This is a genomic window from Aliiroseovarius marinus (assembly GCF_050881025.1).
Classification (GTDB): Bacteria; Pseudomonadota; Alphaproteobacteria; order Rhodobacterales; family Rhodobacteraceae; genus Aliiroseovarius; species Aliiroseovarius marinus_A.
In genome coordinates this window covers 166,676-182,380 of the sequence record NZ_JBNNXQ010000003.1, presented here as the reverse complement: position 1 = coordinate 182,380, position 15,705 = coordinate 166,676, and the positions used below count along the sequence as shown (strand labels likewise).

Below are 15,705 nucleotides of genomic sequence, written 5' to 3'. Positions count from 1 at the left end.
CACGAGCGACATGAAAAAACGGCCCAGGGCGGGTGCCCGGGGCCGTTGAGTCACATCTTCTAGCGTATGACAAAGACTACGGTCGACCGTGCGCCCTGTCAAACGCGCCCGCCGCAACGCCGTGCGGCAAGCTTATGTTTTGTTTACACTTTCAGGCAGAGTGCGTCGATCACTGGTTGGCCCGCTCTGCCTCGATCTCGCGCCATTTGGCGACGTTGGCGTTGTGCTCTGCCAGTGTTTCGGCAAAGGCATGCCCACCGGTGCCATCTGCCACGAAGAACAGATAGGGTGTCGTGTCGGGGTTCAGGGCAGCCTCGATAGCTGCCTTGCCCGGATTGGCGATGGGCGTCGGCGGCAGGCCGTCGATCACATAGGTGTTGTAGGGCGTTTCACGGCGCAGCTCGCTTTGGCGCAAGCCCCGGCCCAGACTGCCCTGCCCGCGCGTGATGCCATAGATCACCGTCGGGTCGGTCTGCAGACGCATCGGCTGGTTCAGGCGGTTCACGAAGACTGACGCCACCTGCCGACGTTCTTCAGCCAGCCCGGTTTCCTTCTCCACGATCGAGGCCATGATCAGTGCTTCTTCGGCACTGGCATAGGGCAAATCCGCCGCGCGATCTTCCCATGCGGCGGCCAGAATAGCGGTCTGCGCCTCTTGCATCTTGGCGATCAGGCTTGCGCGATCCGCCCCCGGCTTCACCTCATAGCTGTCAGGTGCCAGGCTTCCCTCGGCGGGGGTCTCGGCCACCTCGCCCGACAGGAAATCAGCGCGTGACAGGCTATCCACCACCTGCCAGCTGGTCACACCTTCGGCCAGAGCAATACGGAACCGCGTGTCGCTTTCCGCCGCTTTGGCGGCATAGATTTCAGGCACAGCGCCCTCAAGCTCGGCCGGTTTGAACTCGGCCGTGATCTTGTAATCCTGCGTCGCCGGGTCAAGTTCACGCACCTGCATGACCGCCGTCAATACGCCCACCCGATACAGGATTTCCGTGCCACAGGTCGAGGCGCCGCCACGGGTTACGATATCCACGATATCGCTCATCGAGCTGCCTTCGCGCACCAGAAACGACCCCGCTTTCAGCGCCGCGGCCTTGTCGGAGTATTCGACCCCAATCCGAAAAACTGATGCGTTGGAAATCGCACCCTGATCGGTCAGACTATCCGCCACGCGCGAGAAGTTTGAGCCCTTGTCCACGCGCAGACATATCGCCTGCTCCAGCGGACCGGCCTGCGTGTACTGCTTCTTGCCCCAGGCGATGCCACCCACGGCGAGGATCAGAAGGACAATGAACAGGCTCAGCGCGTTCGACGCGATGTTACGCCACATCAGTCAGCGACCTTCCCCATGACAAGGCTGGCATTGGTGCCGCCAAAGCCAAAGCTGTTGGACAGGGCCACGTTGATCTCACGCTTCTCGGCCTTGTTCGCCGCCAGCGACAGGCGCGGTTCAATGGCCGGGTTGTCCAGGTTGATGGTCGGCGGTGCAATCTGGTCGCGGATGGCCAGGATACAGAAGATCGCCTCCACAGCGCCGGCTGCCCCCAGAAGGTGGCCAATCGAGGATTTAGTCGATGACATCGTGGCCGTGTCAGCCGCATCGCCCAGCAGACGCTCTACCGCGCCCAGTTCCACCGTGTCGGCCATGGTCGAGGTGCCGTGCGCATTGATATAGTCAATCGCCGACGGCTCCAGCCCGGCTTTGCCAAGCGCGGCCTGCATGGCGCGGAACCCACCATCGCCATCTTCGGCCGGGGCCGTGATGTGATAGGCATCGCCCGACAGGCCATAGCCCAGAACTTCGGCATAAATCTTGGCGCCACGCGCCTTGGCGTGTTCGTATTCTTCCAGCACCACGATGCCGGCGCCCTCGCCCATCACGAAGCCATCGCGGTCTTCGTCATAGGGGCGGCTCGCGGCCTTCGGGTCGTCTTCGCGCTTGGTCGACAGGGCTTTACAGGCGTTGAAGCCTGCGATGCCCAGCTCACAAATCGCGGCTTCGGCACCACCGGCCACCATCACATCCGCATCGCCCGACTGGATCAGGCGGCTCGCGTCACCAATGGCGTGTGCACCGGTGGAACAGGCCGTTACGACCGAGTGGTTCGGGCCCTTGAAGCCAAACTTGATCGAGACCTGACCCGAGATCAGGTTGATCAGCGAGCCGGGAATGAAGAAGGGCGACACGCGGCGCGGCCCGCGTTCATTTAGAAGGATCGAGGTATCCGCAATGGTCGACAGCCCGCCAATACCCGAGCCAATGATCACGCCGGTGCGGTGCAGGCTTTCTTCGTCCTCGGGCATCCAGTCGGCGTCTTTGACCGCCATTTCAGCGGCAGCCAGACCGTAGAGGATGAAATCATCCACCTTGCGGCGCTCTTTCGGTTCCATCCAGTCATCAGGATTGAAGGTCCCGTCGCTGCCATCGCCCAAGGGCACTTCGCAGGCATATTTCGTGGTCACGCGCGACGCATCAAACTTGGTGATCGGACCCGCACCGGACTGACCATCCAAAATACGTTCCCATGTCTTCTCAACGCCGCTTGCCAGCGGAGAAATCATGCCCAATCCTGTAACAACCACTCGACGCATCTTGGTGCCCTTTCGCAGGTTTTCAAAAGTCTCGGGGGTGATAGCGCGCCAAGACCTGTCTGGGCAAGGTCAATTCCACATTACAGAGAAAGCCCGCCGATTGTTTGCCATCTGGCATCAAGTGCCTAAAACAGAAAACGGCCCGCCAGATGGCAGGCCGTTTCGAAAATTCGCAATCCTGACGGATCAGGCAGCTTCGGTGATGAATTTCACAGCGTCGCCAAAGGTCTGGATGGTCTCGGCTGCATCGTCCGGGATCTCGATGCCGAACTCTTCTTCAAAAGCCATGACCAGCTCTACGGTGTCCAGGCTGTCTGCGCCCAGATCGTCGATGAACGAGGCCGATTCCGTAACCTTGTCCTCTTCAACACCCAGGTGCTCAACAACGATTTTTTTCACGCGGTCTGCGACGTCGCTCATGATAAATCCTCACGTTTTCAGGCCAGTGGCCCTTTTTCGATTGACCCGAATGGGCCGTTTAGTGTTCAGCGTTCACCGCCGAATTCCCCAGGGTCAAACCAACTCCGAAGAAAAACATGCGCCGCCTATAGCACATCGCACTAGATAGGCAAACGCTTTCGGCCTGCAAGGGGGTGGTTGGGCGGGGATCACCCCGCCCTCGTTCCCCTAGGTCAGGACCTTACAACATGGCCATACCACCATTCACATGGATGGTCGCGCCGGTGGTATAGCCCGCTTCGGGCGAGGCCAGATACAGAACCGACGCCGCAATTTCTTCGGCCGACCCCATGCGGGCTGCGGGAATCTGCACGTTGATCTTCTCTTTCTGATCATCCGTCAGCTTGTCGGTCATCGCAGTGGCGATGAAGCCCGGCGCCACGCAGTTTGCGGTGATGCCACGGCTGGCAACCTCATAGGCGATGGATTTGGTCAGGCCGACCATACCGGCCTTCGACGCCGCATAGTTCACCTGCCCCGGATTGCCGGTCGCGCCAACGATCGAACTGATGTTGATGATACGACCCCAGCGGGATTTCATCATCGGGCGCATCACGCCGCGGCACAGCCGCATGGTCGAGGTCAGGTTCACGTCAATCACGCTTTGCCATTCCTCGTCCGACATGCGCATGAAAATCTGGTCGCGGGTGATGCCCGCGTTGTTCACCAGAATATCCACGCCACCCATGGCTTCGATGGCTTGCTTTGGCAGGGCGTCGACCGCCGCGCCGTCAGACAGGTTGCAGGGCAGCACATGGGCGCGTTCCCCCAGTTCGGCAGCCAGCGCTTCCAGCGGCTCAACGCGCGTGCCCGACAGGCCCACGGTTGCGCCCGCGCCATGCAACGCTTTGGCGATCGCGCCGCCAATGCCGCCCGACGCTCCGGTTACCAGCGCATTTTTTCCAGTCAGATCAAACATCTGCTCTTCCTTCCTCAGGTAAATTCTATCCTTAGCCCGCAAGGCTTTCAGCGGCGGCTTTCACGTCATCCGGCGTCCCGATGGCACGGGTGGCCACGGATTTGTCGATCCGCTTGATCATGCCCGACAGGGCCTTGCCTGCGCCGATCTCCCAGATCTCGGTGACCCCTTCGCCGGCCATCCAGGCCACGCTTTCGCGCCAGCGGACAGATCCGGTAACCTGCTCAACCAGAAGCGACCGGATGGTCGCCGGGTCCGAAACCTCAGCGGCGCGCACATTTGCGACCAACGGAACTGCTGGGCTGTTCATGTCCACATGTGACAGCGCCTCGGCCATCGCCTCGGCAGCGGGCTGCATCAGGGCGCAATGGAACGGTGCGCTGACCGGCAGCAACACCGCGCGGCGCGCGCCTTTGCCCTTGGCGATTTCTACTGCACGCTCGACGGCCTCCTTGTGGCCCGAAACCACAACCTGCGCCGGATCATTGTCATTGGCGGCCTGACAAACCTGATCGTGGGACGCCTCAGAAGCCACCTCGGCAGCGGTTGCGAAATCCAATCCCAGCAGGGCCGCCATGGCCCCCACGCCCACCGGCACGGCTTCTTGCATGGCCTGACCACGGGTGCGCAGCAGGCGCGCGGTGTCGGCGATCGACAGGGTGCCTGCGGCAGCCAATGCCGAATACTCGCCCAAAGAGTGGCCCGCGACAAAGCTGGCCGCATCAATCGACACGCCCTCGGCCTCCAGCGCGCGCATCGCGGCAAGCGAGGTCGCCATCAGCGCGGGCTGGGCGTTTTGCGTCAGCGTCAGCGTGTCTTGCTCGCCTTCCCAGATCAGGGCCGACAGCTTTTCACCAAGCGCTTCATCCACCTCGTCAAAGACCGCCTGTGCGGCCGGATAGGCCTCTGCCAGGGCTTTGCCCATGCCAATGCTCTGGGCGCCCTGCCCGGGGAATACGAATGCACGGCTCATGGCCTCTCCTCTTGCTTATTCAGCTTTCCCAAAGGGAATACCCCGCGCAGAGGCGGGGTGCAATGAGCATTGCGCTGCAAGAGCTTTGCGGACGGGACGAGACCTCCCCCTGCCCGGCGTTATACGGCGGCCATGGCCTGCGCTGGCGGTACAACCTTGATCGCCTGCGCCGATGGCCGCGCCATCGCCTGCAGCCCCGAGCGATCCGTGCGCAAATCCCGCACAATCCGGTCACGGATGGGCACCAGAAGCTCTTCGGCACCCGACACGATTTCAATCGCATCCGGGCCATCACCGATGCGGGCGAAGATGGACGGGTGCAGGTCGCTTTCCGACCGTGCAATCAAGATCGCAGACACCTCGTCAAACCCCACCTGCGCGGCCAGTTTGAACGCGCCGTTTTGCTTGCGCGATCCGGCACGGATTTCACGCGACACCAGATCAATCTGGGTTTCCGCGCGTTGCCCATCCTGGCCAAACAGGTAAAGCAGCCCCCCAAGTCCGATAAACAGGCAGCTCAACCCCAGTTTCATCGCCACAAGGATCGGATCGCCAAAGCTGTCCACACCGGGCACAACCCATACGCCCAGAAGGACAAGTCCGATGATCACGGCAATGAAACGTCCAAGTGCCCGACCAAGCAGCGGCATGCCTTCCTGCGCATCCTCTGCCGTCAGAGTATATCCCCAAGGCAGGTGAACAAGCTCTGGACACATCAGGTTCTGTGCGGCGTTGGAGGGCTGGAAGGACTGCGAAATCATGGTCATGGTCGGCCTCGGTCAGTGTCTTGTCTGCTGCGCCCTGTTCAGTGGCCGCCCAATGATGCGGCCCGGGTGCTTGGTCACAGTGCTGACAGCCGAATGGGGCGGGAATTGGGCGCTCTGCGGGTGATTGATTGACGGGGCCGGCAGATCGGATCAGGTCCTGTTTTCTCAGCATCTGTCTTGCAATCAGGTCTGGCGCGTGTATAAGGCACCGTCCTTTCCGTAAGGTATGAACCGCGTAGCCTCTCGTGGGTGGGTCGCGGAAAGGTTTAGACCCATTCTTTGAAGCGCGCTTGAAAATAGAACTGGAGTTCACATGCCCCTTTACGAGCATGTCTTCATCTCGCGTCAGGACTTGTCCAACGCGCAAGCTGAGAACCTCATCGAACATTTTGGCACCGTACTGGGTGACAACGGCGGTAAAGTCGTTGACAGCGAGTACTGGGGCGTCAAGACGATGGCCTACAAGATCAACAAGAACCGCAAAGGCCACTATGCCTTCCTGAAGACCGATGCGCCTGCACCGGCTGTTCAGGAAATGGAACGCCTGATGCGCCTGCATGACGATGTCATGCGCGTTCTGACCATCAAGGTCGACGATCACGCCGAAGGCCCCTCGGTCCAAATGCAAAAACGTGACGAACGCGGCGACCGCCGTGGCCGTGACCGCTAATCGGAGGTCTAACTCATGGCAGCTAAACCATTTTTCCGTCGCCGCAAGGTATGCCCCTTCTCGGGCGACAACGCGCCGAAGATCGACTACAAAGACACCCGTCTGCTGCAGCGCTACATTTCCGAGCGCGGCAAAATCGTTCCCTCGCGCATCACCGCCGTTTCGGCCAAGAAGCAGCGTGAACTGGCCCGTGCTATCAAACGCGCCCGTTTCCTTGCCCTGCTTCCCTACGCCGTTAAGTAAGGAGACCTGATCAATGCAAGTTATCCTTCTGGAACGTGTTGCCAAGCTTGGCCAGATGGGCGACGTCGTTGACGTAAAGCCCGGCTACGCCCGCAACTTCCTGCTGCCCCAGGGCAAAGCCCTGTCGGCATCGGACGCCAACATTGCCAATTTCGAAGCCCAGAAAGCGCAGCTTGAAGCGCGCAACCTGGAGACCAAGAAAGAAGCTGAAGCCCTGGCCGAGAAGCTGGACGGCGAACAGTTCATCGTGATTCGTTCGGCATCGGATGCTGGCGCCCTTTACGGTTCGGTCACCCCGCGTGACGCCGCCGAGGTTGCTACTGAAGCTGGCTTCACCGTGGACAAGAAGCAGATCGCTCTGAAAGCCCCGATCAAATATCTGGGCCTGCACGCTGTGCATGTGATCCTGCACCCCGAGGTTGACGTCGAGATCAACCTGAACGTGGCCCGCTCGGAAGAAGAAGCAGAACTGCAGGCTTCGGGCAAGTCGATCCAGGAACTGGCCGCTGAAGCTGAAGCCGAAGCCGAGTTCGAGATCGCCGAACTGTTCGACGACATCGGTGCTGCTGCATCTGATGATGACGAACTGGCTCCGGCCGCCGATGCAGATGATGCACCGGCCGCAGAAGAGGCATCGGAAGAAGAGTAATCTTCTTTTTGAAAACCAATACAAAAGGCCGTTCCATCTGGGGCGGCCTTTTTTGATGCGGAAGACCGGGCAGGCTTTCGCCTGTCGACAGCTGCGCCCTTTCCCCGTCAGGGCAACACGCCTACGCTCTTTCTTATGACTGATGTATCCAGACGCCTTTTCCTGACCGCCCTGCCTGTTCCCTTTCTGACCGCCTGTTTGGGGCGGGGGCCAGTCAAGGGGGAGGCCCCGGCCAAACATGCCGCAAAAGAGGCCTTCAACCCGCCGCTCTACCCCAATGAGACGCCAGAGTTGCGCGCATTGATCAACAAATGGGCCGACCACTACCAGATCCCGCGCGAGCTAGTGCACAGGCAAGCCGTGCGTGAGAGTACCCACCGCCCCTGGGCGCGCAACGGGCCTTACTGGGGGCTGTTGCAAATCTTGCCCCAGACCGCCCGCACCATGGGCCATCGCGGCCCGGCAAGCGAGCTTCTGGACCCCGATGTGAACCTGAAATACGCGGGCAAGTATCTGAAGGGGGCGTATCTGGTGTCCGGCGGCAGCATTGAGGGCGCCATGAAATGGTATGCGCGCGGCTATTATTACGAAGCCAAGCGGTTGGGGTTGTTGGTCGAGACGGGCCTCAGGCCCGGATGATGGCTGCTGGTGGCTCATTCTGTGAATGAGCCTATGGGGCGTTGCCCCCTGTGAAACCCTGACGGGTTTCCCATTCCCCCAAGGTACTTTCGACAAGAAAATGAGACCACCGCCCCAAAAGAAAAGGCCGCCCCGATTGGAGCGGCCTTTCTGATGTCTGTAGGAGGACGACTTATTCGTCTTCCAGTGCCTCGACAGCTTTCTGCAGGTCGTCTTTCGAGACCTCTTTTTCCGACACGTTGGCCAGTTCGAAGACATAGTCGATGACCTTGTCTTCAAACAGCGGTGCCTGGATCTGCTGGCGCATCTGCGGGTTTTGCTGCACGAACTCAAAGAACTGACGTTCCTGGCCCGGGTACTGACGTGCCTGGTTCATGACCGCTTGGGTCATTTCGGCGTCGGAGACCTCGATCTCGGCTTTCTGGCCCAATTCGGCCAGCAGCAGGCCAAGGCGCACGCGGCGACCGGCAAGTTTCTTGTGCTCATCAGTGGCTTCGATTTCCGGGTGGTCGTGACCTTCCACCTCGGGGTTTTCCTCGTGCCACAGCTGGTGTGCGATCTGGCCGGCTTCGGCATCCAGAAGCGACGGCGGCAGATCGAAGTCAACCAGCTTGTCCAGCTCGTCCAACAGGCCGCGCTTCATCACAGCACGGGCCGCGCCAGAGAACTCGGCTTCCAGACGTTCCGAGATCTGGCCTTTCAGGGCAGCCAGATCCTCGGCGCCGAACTTGGTGGCCAGCTCGTCATTGATTTCAGCGGCAACGGGTTCTTTCACCTCGTTCACCTTACATTCAAAGACAGCGTCTTTGCCGGCCAGGTTTTCCGCACCGTATTCCGCCGGGAAAGCCACTTTGACTTCCACGTCGTCACCAGCCTTGGCACCAACCAGCTGCTCTTCGAAGCCCGGAATGAACGAGCCCGAGCCCAGCACCAGCGGATAGTCTTCGGCAGCGCCGCCATCAAAGGCTTCGCCGTCAACTTTACCCAGGAAGTTGATCACAACCTGATCGCCATCCTTGGCTTTCGAGCCTTTCTTGCGGTCTTTGAAGTCCTGAGCGGTCTCGACCAGGTTTGCCAGCGCTTCGTCCACATCAGCCTCGGCAGCTTTCACAACCAGCTTTTCCAGCTTGATGCCTTTCAGATCGACCTCGGGGATCGCGGGAAGGGCTTCATAGGACATCTCGATTTCAACGTCGTCGCCTTCTTTCCAGTCCTCATTGGTCATCTTGACCTCGGGCTGCATGGCGGGGCGGTCGCCGCTGTCTTCAAAATGCTTGTTCATGGCACCATCGACAGCTTCCTGCATGGCTTCGCCCATCAGGCGCTGACCAAACTGCTTTTTCAAAAGAGCCATCGGCACTTTGCCCTTGCGGAAGCCCTTCATTTCGACTTCCGGCTGAGCTTCAACCAGCTTTTCGTTGACTTTTGCGTCCAGATCAGCGGCCGGAACCACGATCTTGTAGCCGCGTTTCAGACCTTCGTTCAGGGTCTCGGTGACCTGCATAGCCTTGTCCTTTTCATCGTCCTTGGTGCGGGTGGAGGGACTTGAACCCCCACGCCTTGCGGCGCCAGAACCTAAATCTGGTGCGTCTACCAATTTCGCCACACCCGCAGAAAACCATGGGCAGCCCACGCCAACACGGAAAGGGCCGCCCAAATTCGCGCCCTTCTAGCATCGCGACGGGCAGGATGCGAGAGGAAAAGCGGTGTGTTTTGGCCCATGAGCACGCAATTGCGCGCGTTTTTCGCCCCCGAAGCGTCATGGCGGGCACAGCGCCCCAGAGAATCAGGAAAATTCTAGGTATTTCGTCGCCCAGCTGTTAAACTGTCCTCAATGAGCAGCACCCAAAAAGGGTGATAAGAATAAGGCAGGTATAAGATGACGTCCATGTCTCCAGAGCGAGGCGGGGGTACGACCCTCGTGCATCGCGCATGTATTCCAACAACGGGCCTTGGTATCGGGGCAATGGTGCAGACCCTTAAAGGGTTGGTTCCAGTTGAAGATCTGAAACCCGGTGATCGGCTTTTGGCGGTGGATCGCGGCGTTGTGCGCCTTCGGGCGCTGACACGGCGCGCCGTGGACCCTGCGCAACTTGTGCATGTGGCCCCGCGCGCTTTGACCGCCATCCGCGGCGGCGATGTGTATCCCGCCTTCACCGTTGCCGCCTACCAGCCCATGGTTCTGCGCGGCTGGATGGCGCAGGCGATGTTCGGCAAACCCCGCGCATTGGTGCAGGCGCGCCAGCTGATTGATGGAGAGCTGATCCGAAAAGTCGCAGGCACCACGCCGCTTTCTTTGTATCAGTTGCATTTTGATGACGTGCATTTTGTCAGAATCGGCGGAATGGACATGACGTCGACACATCTTCCGGCCCTGAAACGCAGCCGCGCGGACACAATCTGACTGGTTTCATGGGATTGTTGCCGACCCCCGGAACAATCCCATTAACTTTCCCTGACCCTGCCCCATTTGTGCCCCAATCTCTGATCAAAGGTTAAGACGGGGAAAGAAATGGATGTCAGAAAGGTGCTGCCATGACCTATCAAACGAATAAAATCGCCGAAAGCGCGTCGCTGAACGAGACCATGGGTCTGGCCGAGGGCACGATTGTCCTGACCATGCGCGGCGAAGTTGCGGTCGAAGACCTGCGTGAAGGCGATCGCGTCATCACCCGCGACATTGGTGCCCAGCCTCTGCGCGCCATCAAACGCAGGCGCGCCCAAACCACTCACATTACCAAGGGTAGCCTTGGTGAAAACCGCCCCGAACGCGACCTTGCCGTTGCCGCTGGCCAACCCCTGATGGTGCGCGATGGCGCCCCGGTTGCCATGATTGCTGGCGACCTGACGCAGGATGCGGGCATTCCGACAGTGGCCGACCTGTACCAGCTCGACTTCGGTCGTCGCCACGTGATCTACGCCAACGGCGTCGAATTGGCGGTGGCTTAAGCCCCCAACCTTCTGAACACTGCTGGCAGCATCTCGGGCAGGTCCTCGGCAATGAGGCCCTGCCCGAATTCTATGGCGCATTCCACATGCAGCCAGGCCGCCGTTTCCGCCGCCTGCATCGGGGCAAATCCCCGCGCAAGCAACCCGGTGATGAACCCCGCCAACACGTCGCCCGACCCCGCCGTCGCCAACCACGGGGCGGAGCGTTCGTATGCCGCCGAGTTGATCGCGCACTGCCCATCCGGCGACGCAATCACCGTATCCGCCCCCTTGAACAGCACCACACAGCCCGCGCGTGCCGCGGCCTCTCGCGTGGCGTCTACCTTGGAATAAGCGGGCCCTTTGGTGGCGGGCGCGTTCAGCTTTTCGGCAATATCAGGGAAGAGCCGCGCGAACTCGCCCGCATGCGGGGTCAGCACGCAGCTGTCATGCAGCATATCAAACAACGCGGCGGGGTCGTCCCTGAACGCCGTCAAAGCATCCGCGTCCAGCACCGTTGCGCGTTTCGCCGCCAAACCCACCGGCACCAAGTCCCGCGCCCGCTCGAGACCCAATCCGGGACCAAGGCAGAGCGCATTCAACCGTTCATCCGCAAGCACAGCCTGAAACACCTGCGCATCCCCCACCGGCGACAGCATGATCGCATCCAACCGCGCCGCATTTTCCTGCAGCGCACCGGGTGTCGGTGCGACGGTCACAAGCCCTGCCCCGATGCGGAGCGCACCGCGTGCAGCAAGTCGCGCCGCGCCGCCTTTGCCGGACGAGCCAGACAAGATGAGGGCGTGACCATGGGAGAATTTGTGATTGCCACCCTGCTTGCCGGGCCAATCAGGGCGCACGACCAATCTGACAACCTCATCTTGTGGCAACGCTGGACAGTCGCGACCATCAATACCTATGGATTTGACAACGGTCTTGCCGCAGAGTTCCTGACCTTCCCTTAGGGCATGCCCCAGTTTCAAACTGTGAAAAGATACTGTCAAATCCACAGCGGAAGAACGGGCCGCAGCTACGTCTTGCTCAACACCTTTGAAACCATCTTCTTCGATGATGCGACCACTATCGCTACACAAACCACTTGGAATATCTATGGCGACCACACGAGCAGCTACACCAAAGCGAAATTCGCGTGGTGTGTAAGAGCCAATTGCTGATTGTTCGCGCATATCCAGTAGCGCCAGACCAAGATCACTAACAGGTCGCGTCAACCCAGTGCCGAACAGGGCATCCACTGTGACATGCGCTTCTACCGTCGATGCTTCGAAGTTTGACCGCAGCGGCGAGGTCACTCCCAACTCCCCCCATCGCTCATAATTCGCCCGCGCATCCGGCGGCAGCGTCGACGCGTCGCCATAGAGGAACACCTCGACCTCCCAGCCCCACTCTTTCAAGAGCCGCGCGACGACAAACCCATCGCCGCCGTTGTTCCCCGGCCCGCACAGCACCACCGCTTTATGAGAGGTCTTTGACAGCTCTGGCCATTCCTCAAAGATGGCCTCGACCACGCCCCGGCCCGCGCGTTCCATCAGCTCCAGCCCAGTGACCTCGCCTGAGTCGATGGCAGCCTGTTCGATGGCGCGCATTTGGGCTGCTGTCAGCAATTCGGTCATGGGTTCTCTTTCATCAATTGCATAATTTTCAAACCAACTGCCTATTTTTTGTGCAAATGCCCGGAAATTGGCCAAACCGGGCCACCCTGCGTCAGCCTATCCAATTGTTCCCTTCGGGGGAAAGTGGTCTTTGGGTCGCGACACGCAGATTCCTTGAGGAGAGATATCGATGAAGAAGATCGAAGCCATCATCAAGCCGTTCAAGCTGGATGAAGTAAAGGAAGCGCTGCAGGACATTGGCGTGCAGGGCCTTTCGGTGATCGAGGTGAAGGGCTTTGGCCGTCAGAAAGGTCATACCGAGCTTTACCGCGGCGCCGAATATGTCGTTGATTTCCTGCCCAAGGTCAAAATCGAGATCGTTCTGGCGGACGATCAGGTCGACGAGGCCATCGAGGCGATCATCGACGCCGCCAAAACCGACAAGATCGGCGACGGCAAGATCTTTGTCTCGCCCGTCGAACAAGCCATTCGCATCCGCACCGGTGAAACCGGCGATGATGCACTTTGAACCAAACGAACAACCACGAACCAAAGGATTCTGATATGAGCGTTGAAGCCGTACTCAAACAGATCAAGGAAGACGACATTGCTTATGTCGACATCCGTTTCACCGACGTGCGCGGCAAGCTGCAGCACGTGACCGTCGATTGCGACCTGGTCGACGAAGACTTCCTGGAAGAAGGCTTCATGTTCGATGGCTCGTCGATTGCCGGCTGGAAGTCGATCGAAAGCTCGGACATGAAACTGATGCCCGACACCGAAAGCACCTATATCGACCCGTTCTACGCGGAAAAAACGCTCTGCATTCACTGCTCGATCGTCGAGCCGGACACCGGCGAAGCCTATGGCCGTGACCCGCGCGGCACCGCGCAGAAGGCCGAAGCTTACCTGAAATCCTCGGGCATTGGTGACGTGGCTTACATGGGCCCCGAAGCCGAGTTCTTCCTGTTTGACGATGTGCGTTTCTCGAACACCATGAACAAAGTGTCCTTTGAAGTGGACGCGATTGACGCCGCTTGGAACACTGACGCTGAGTATGAGATGGGCAACACCGGCCATCGTCCGGGCGTCAAGGGCGGCTACTTCCCCGTGAACCCGATTGACGACGCGCAGGACCTGCGCTCGGAAATGCTGACCACGATGAAAAACATCGGCATGAAAACCGACAAGCACCACCACGAGGTGGCCTCGTGTCAGCACGAGCTGGGTCTGATCTTTGACAGCCTGACAAAACAGGCCGACGAGCTGCAGAAGTACAAATACATCATCCACAACGTGGCGCATGCTTATGGCAAAACGGCAACCTTCATGCCCAAGCCCATCGCAGGCGACAACGGCACCGGGATGCACGTGAACATGTCGATCTGGAAAGACGGCAAGCCGCTTTTCGCTGGCGACAAATACGCTGACCTCAGCCAGGAAGCCCTGTATTTCATCGGCGGCATCCTGAAGCACGCCAAGACGCTGAATGCTTTCACCAACCCCTCGACCAACAGCTACAAGCGCCTGATCCCGGGCTTTGAAGCCCCCGTTCTGCGCGCCTATTCGGCCTCGAACCGGTCGGGTTGCGTGCGTATTCCGTGGACCGAAAGCCCGAAAGCCAAGCGCGTCGAGGCCCGCTTCCCCGATCCCGCCGCGAACCCCTATCTGTGCTTCGCTGCCCTTCTGATGGCCGGCCTTGACGGCATCAAGAACAAGATCGACCCGGGCGCGGCACAGGACAAAAACCTCTATGACCTGCCGCCGGAAGAGCTGGACGGTATCCCGACCGTTTGCGCAAGCTTGCGCGAAGCTCTGGAAGCGCTGGAAGCCGATAACGACTTCCTGACCGCGGGCGACGTGTTCACCAAAGACCAGATTCAGGGCTATATCGACCTGAAATGGGAAGAGGTTTACGCCTACGAGCACACACCCCACCCGGTGGAATACCAGCTTTACTACAGCTGCTGATCCGCGGCTCGGAACACATGCAAAAAGGCGCCCTTGGGCGCCTTTTTCGCGTTAGGGCCAGTGTCGGGACCAATGCTCAGGCCCGCCATAGACGTGCGTCATGGTAAACAAAACCCTTCATGATTGTGGCGCCCGCATCCCGGATTTTGTGCGATTTTGCCCTTTTTCCTCCCAACTCTCGGCATCTCGGTCGGGTCAAGTCGGGACGAGCAGTTGAGGAAACCAGACAAAGAGAGGCAAAAATAATGAGCTTCATGTCCCCACAAAGCGTCTATCGCACACAGGCCCGCGAAATCCGACGCACAGAACAGAAACTGGCCGCAGCCTTTCGCACAGCCGGGTTCTGGGATGCCGTATTCAGCGGTGATCAGGCTGACCAAAATGACACCCCGCCGCGCTTGCGCCATTGGGTGGAAGGTCAGGGATTTCAGCCGGTCGACGCCTAAATCCGTATCGCGATGGCTCAGTGGCCCGAGGGCGGTGGCATCTCGATGCCAAGCGCGTCCAGTTGCGCCTCACTCAGCACATAAGTGTGGATCGAAAAAATCACCGCGTCACTGATCGGCAAGCGCCGCATGGCCTGCCGCTCGACCCGCAGCCATTTAGGCCCGTCCTGATAAACACCACGGCGATCTTCTTCGGTGCGCGGCTGATGCAACTCGGGGTCGCCATAGACAAGATAGTTGGCGCGCCAGATCGGCCGATCCACTCTGATCCCATCAAAAAGTCGCTGCACCCGCTTGGCAAGATCCGCGGTATACACATGCACAGGGGCGTGGATGCGCGTCATCGGACGCATGAACTTCTGCGCCAGTGACCAGCTCGCCGGAAAACATAAAACAGCCCCGGTCAACAGATGCTCGTCATCCTGTTTTTGCATGATCACCATGTCTTCCTGAACCAAGGCGCCGATTGTTGCCAGCGGCGCATCAGGTGTCACTTCGACGACATATCCATCGGGACAAGTCACCCGCCCCCGCTCGATCACATAGCCCGGATCGCGGGCAATCTCTTCCAGCACCAACGCCAAAAGCTCGTCTGCGGCACGCCGCGCCATGGGATCCAGCCGCAACACGTCATCGCGCTTGTGGTCAAGCAAGGCCCGGCGATGTGCCATCTGAGCCGCGTAAGCATCATCGCGCAACAGCCATTCGCCCGCGGCCACCGGGTTCAACCCCGGCAAACGGCGGGTACGTTCCTCTTCCCATGGGCGATAGGGAAGCTGTGATTGACAGATTTCGACCATCCCGGGCCCCTTGTGATGTCACGACAGAATGCGCGCTGA

General features: G+C 59.7%; 18 protein-coding genes and 1 tRNA gene. 9 read left to right on the top strand and 10 right to left on the bottom strand.

Annotated elements, in window-relative coordinates; genetic code table 11:
- Positions 1-169: 169 nt before the first annotated feature.
- The 6 genes from mltG to ACRY08_RS10125 all read right to left on the bottom strand — a co-directional run bounded on the left by mltG (position 170) and on the right by ACRY08_RS10125 (position 5,710).
- Positions 170-1,330 (bottom strand): endolytic transglycosylase MltG, encoded by a 1,161-nt coding sequence (mltG, locus tag ACRY08_RS10150; protein ID WP_432449803.1) that lies wholly within the window; start codon positions 1,328-1,330, stop codon positions 170-172.
- On the bottom strand, positions 1,330-2,592 hold the full coding sequence (gene fabF / locus ACRY08_RS10145) for a beta-ketoacyl-ACP synthase II (protein WP_432449802.1): 1,263 nt from the start codon (positions 2,590-2,592) through the stop codon (positions 1,330-1,332). Before fabF ends, mltG begins: the two co-directional genes overlap by 1 nt.
- Before the next feature lie 186 nt (positions 2,593-2,778).
- Positions 2,779-3,012, bottom strand: coding sequence for an acyl carrier protein (locus ACRY08_RS10140; RefSeq protein ID WP_242106401.1), 234 nt, complete (start codon positions 3,010-3,012; stop codon positions 2,779-2,781).
- A 220-nt stretch (positions 3,013-3,232) separates the two neighbouring features.
- A complete protein-coding gene (gene fabG / locus ACRY08_RS10135) occupies positions 3,233-3,970 on the bottom strand; it encodes a 3-oxoacyl-[acyl-carrier-protein] reductase (RefSeq protein ID WP_432449801.1) in 738 nt (245 codons plus the stop codon).
- Between the two features lie 31 nt (positions 3,971-4,001).
- Complete coding sequence (gene fabD / locus ACRY08_RS10130; protein WP_432449800.1) at positions 4,002-4,943, bottom strand: ACP S-malonyltransferase; 942 nt, start codon at positions 4,941-4,943, stop codon at positions 4,002-4,004.
- 119 nt (positions 4,944-5,062) lie between these two features.
- Complete coding sequence (locus ACRY08_RS10125) at positions 5,063-5,710, bottom strand: hypothetical protein (protein ID WP_432449799.1); 648 nt, start codon at positions 5,708-5,710, stop codon at positions 5,063-5,065.
- Positions 5,711-6,023: 313 nt separating this feature from the next.
- On the opposite strand from ACRY08_RS10125, the gene rpsF reads away from it, so the two are divergent.
- The 4 genes from rpsF to ACRY08_RS10105 all read left to right on the top strand — a co-directional run bounded on the left by rpsF (position 6,024) and on the right by ACRY08_RS10105 (position 7,911).
- Entirely contained in the window at positions 6,024-6,380 is a 357-nt protein-coding gene (rpsF, locus tag ACRY08_RS10120) for a 30S ribosomal protein S6 (protein ID WP_432449798.1), read from the top strand.
- Between the two features lie 15 nt (positions 6,381-6,395).
- Positions 6,396-6,623 (top strand): 30S ribosomal protein S18, encoded by a 228-nt coding sequence (rpsR, locus tag ACRY08_RS10115; protein WP_005982441.1) that lies wholly within the window; start codon positions 6,396-6,398, stop codon positions 6,621-6,623.
- A 13-nt stretch (positions 6,624-6,636) separates the two neighbouring features.
- A complete protein-coding gene (gene rplI, locus ACRY08_RS10110; RefSeq protein WP_432449797.1) occupies positions 6,637-7,272 on the top strand; it encodes a 50S ribosomal protein L9 in 636 nt (211 codons plus the stop codon).
- A gap of 135 nt (positions 7,273-7,407) precedes the next feature.
- On the top strand, positions 7,408-7,911 hold the full coding sequence (locus ACRY08_RS10105) for a transglycosylase SLT domain-containing protein (RefSeq protein ID WP_432449796.1): 504 nt from the start codon (positions 7,408-7,410) through the stop codon (positions 7,909-7,911).
- Between the two features lie 172 nt (positions 7,912-8,083).
- Here the strand turns inward: ACRY08_RS10105 and tig are convergent, their stop codons facing one another.
- On the bottom strand, positions 8,084-9,415 hold the full coding sequence (tig, locus tag ACRY08_RS10100; RefSeq protein WP_432449795.1) for a trigger factor: 1,332 nt from the start codon (positions 9,413-9,415) through the stop codon (positions 8,084-8,086).
- A 23-nt stretch (positions 9,416-9,438) separates the two neighbouring features.
- Positions 9,439-9,523, bottom strand: a tRNA-Leu gene (locus tag ACRY08_RS10095).
- Between the two features lie 354 nt (positions 9,524-9,877).
- Here ACRY08_RS10095 and ACRY08_RS10090 point away from each other — a divergent pair.
- Together ACRY08_RS10090 and ACRY08_RS10085 are read left to right on the top strand one after the other, a co-directional pair.
- A complete protein-coding gene (locus ACRY08_RS10090) occupies positions 9,878-10,315 on the top strand; it encodes a Hint domain-containing protein (RefSeq protein WP_432449794.1) in 438 nt (145 codons plus the stop codon).
- Positions 10,316-10,446: 131 nt separating this feature from the next.
- Positions 10,447-10,860 carry a Hint domain-containing protein gene (locus ACRY08_RS10085; RefSeq protein ID WP_432449793.1) on the top strand — a complete coding sequence of 138 codons (414 nt, stop codon included), beginning with the start codon at positions 10,447-10,449 and terminating at the stop codon, positions 10,858-10,860.
- Here the strand turns inward: ACRY08_RS10085 and ACRY08_RS10080 are convergent.
- A complete protein-coding gene (locus ACRY08_RS10080) occupies positions 10,857-12,470 on the bottom strand; it encodes an NAD(P)H-hydrate dehydratase (protein WP_432449792.1) in 1,614 nt (537 codons plus the stop codon). The two genes, ACRY08_RS10085 and ACRY08_RS10080, sit on opposite strands and share 4 nt — an antisense overlap.
- A gap of 169 nt (positions 12,471-12,639) precedes the next feature.
- Here ACRY08_RS10080 and ACRY08_RS10075 point away from each other — a divergent pair, with 169 nt between their 5' ends.
- The 3 genes from ACRY08_RS10075 (at position 12,640) to ACRY08_RS10065 (ending at position 14,866) form a co-directional block, all read left to right on the top strand.
- The gene (locus ACRY08_RS10075) at positions 12,640-12,978 is read left to right on the top strand and encodes a P-II family nitrogen regulator (protein ID WP_432449791.1); all 339 of its coding nucleotides are present in this window, start codon (positions 12,640-12,642) and stop codon (positions 12,976-12,978) included.
- Positions 12,979-13,013: 35 nt separating this feature from the next.
- Entirely contained in the window at positions 13,014-14,420 is a 1,407-nt protein-coding gene (gene glnA, locus ACRY08_RS10070; RefSeq protein ID WP_432449790.1) for a type I glutamate--ammonia ligase, read from the top strand.
- A 254-nt stretch (positions 14,421-14,674) separates the two neighbouring features.
- On the top strand, positions 14,675-14,866 hold the full coding sequence (locus ACRY08_RS10065; RefSeq protein WP_432449789.1) for a hypothetical protein: 192 nt from the start codon (positions 14,675-14,677) through the stop codon (positions 14,864-14,866).
- Positions 14,867-14,883: 17 nt separating this feature from the next.
- Here the strand turns inward: ACRY08_RS10065 and ACRY08_RS10060 are convergent, their stop codons facing one another.
- The gene (locus ACRY08_RS10060; RefSeq protein WP_432449788.1) at positions 14,884-15,666 is read right to left on the bottom strand and encodes a heme-dependent oxidative N-demethylase family protein; all 783 of its coding nucleotides are present in this window, start codon (positions 15,664-15,666) and stop codon (positions 14,884-14,886) included.
- Positions 15,667-15,705 lie beyond the last annotated feature (39 nt).

What these genes read in the sequence shown, in the direction of transcription:
- mltG (WP_432449803.1), bottom strand. Translation starts at nt 1,330, where the DNA reads ATGTGGCGTAACATCGCGTCGAACGCGCTGAGCCTGTTCATTGTCCTT.
- fabF (WP_432449802.1), bottom strand. Translation starts at nt 2,592, where the DNA reads ATGCGTCGAGTGGTTGTTACAGGATTGGGCATGATTTCTCCGCTGGCA.
- ACRY08_RS10140 (WP_242106401.1), bottom strand. Translation starts at nt 3,012, where the DNA reads ATGAGCGACGTCGCAGACCGCGTGAAAAAAATCGTTGTTGAGCACCTG.
- fabG (WP_432449801.1), bottom strand. Translation starts at nt 3,970, where the DNA reads ATGTTTGATCTGACTGGAAAAAATGCGCTGGTAACCGGAGCGTCGGGC.
- fabD (WP_432449800.1), bottom strand. Translation starts at nt 4,943, where the DNA reads ATGAGCCGTGCATTCGTATTCCCCGGGCAGGGCGCCCAGAGCATTGGC.
- ACRY08_RS10125 (WP_432449799.1), bottom strand. Translation starts at nt 5,710, where the DNA reads ATGACCATGATTTCGCAGTCCTTCCAGCCCTCCAACGCCGCACAGAAC.
- rpsF (WP_432449798.1), top strand. Translation starts at nt 6,024, where the DNA reads ATGCCCCTTTACGAGCATGTCTTCATCTCGCGTCAGGACTTGTCCAAC.
- rpsR (WP_005982441.1), top strand. Translation starts at nt 6,396, where the DNA reads ATGGCAGCTAAACCATTTTTCCGTCGCCGCAAGGTATGCCCCTTCTCG.
- rplI (WP_432449797.1), top strand. Translation starts at nt 6,637, where the DNA reads ATGCAAGTTATCCTTCTGGAACGTGTTGCCAAGCTTGGCCAGATGGGC.
- ACRY08_RS10105 (WP_432449796.1), top strand. Translation starts at nt 7,408, where the DNA reads ATGACTGATGTATCCAGACGCCTTTTCCTGACCGCCCTGCCTGTTCCC.
- tig (WP_432449795.1), bottom strand. Translation starts at nt 9,415, where the DNA reads ATGCAGGTCACCGAGACCCTGAACGAAGGTCTGAAACGCGGCTACAAG.
- ACRY08_RS10090 (WP_432449794.1), top strand. Translation starts at nt 9,878, where the DNA reads ATGGTGCAGACCCTTAAAGGGTTGGTTCCAGTTGAAGATCTGAAACCC.
- ACRY08_RS10085 (WP_432449793.1), top strand. Translation starts at nt 10,447, where the DNA reads ATGACCTATCAAACGAATAAAATCGCCGAAAGCGCGTCGCTGAACGAG.
- ACRY08_RS10080 (WP_432449792.1), bottom strand. Translation starts at nt 12,470, where the DNA reads ATGACCGAATTGCTGACAGCAGCCCAAATGCGCGCCATCGAACAGGCT.
- ACRY08_RS10075 (WP_432449791.1), top strand. Translation starts at nt 12,640, where the DNA reads ATGAAGAAGATCGAAGCCATCATCAAGCCGTTCAAGCTGGATGAAGTA.
- glnA (WP_432449790.1), top strand. Translation starts at nt 13,014, where the DNA reads ATGAGCGTTGAAGCCGTACTCAAACAGATCAAGGAAGACGACATTGCT.
- ACRY08_RS10065 (WP_432449789.1), top strand. Translation starts at nt 14,675, where the DNA reads ATGTCCCCACAAAGCGTCTATCGCACACAGGCCCGCGAAATCCGACGC.
- ACRY08_RS10060 (WP_432449788.1), bottom strand. Translation starts at nt 15,666, where the DNA reads ATGGTCGAAATCTGTCAATCACAGCTTCCCTATCGCCCATGGGAAGAG.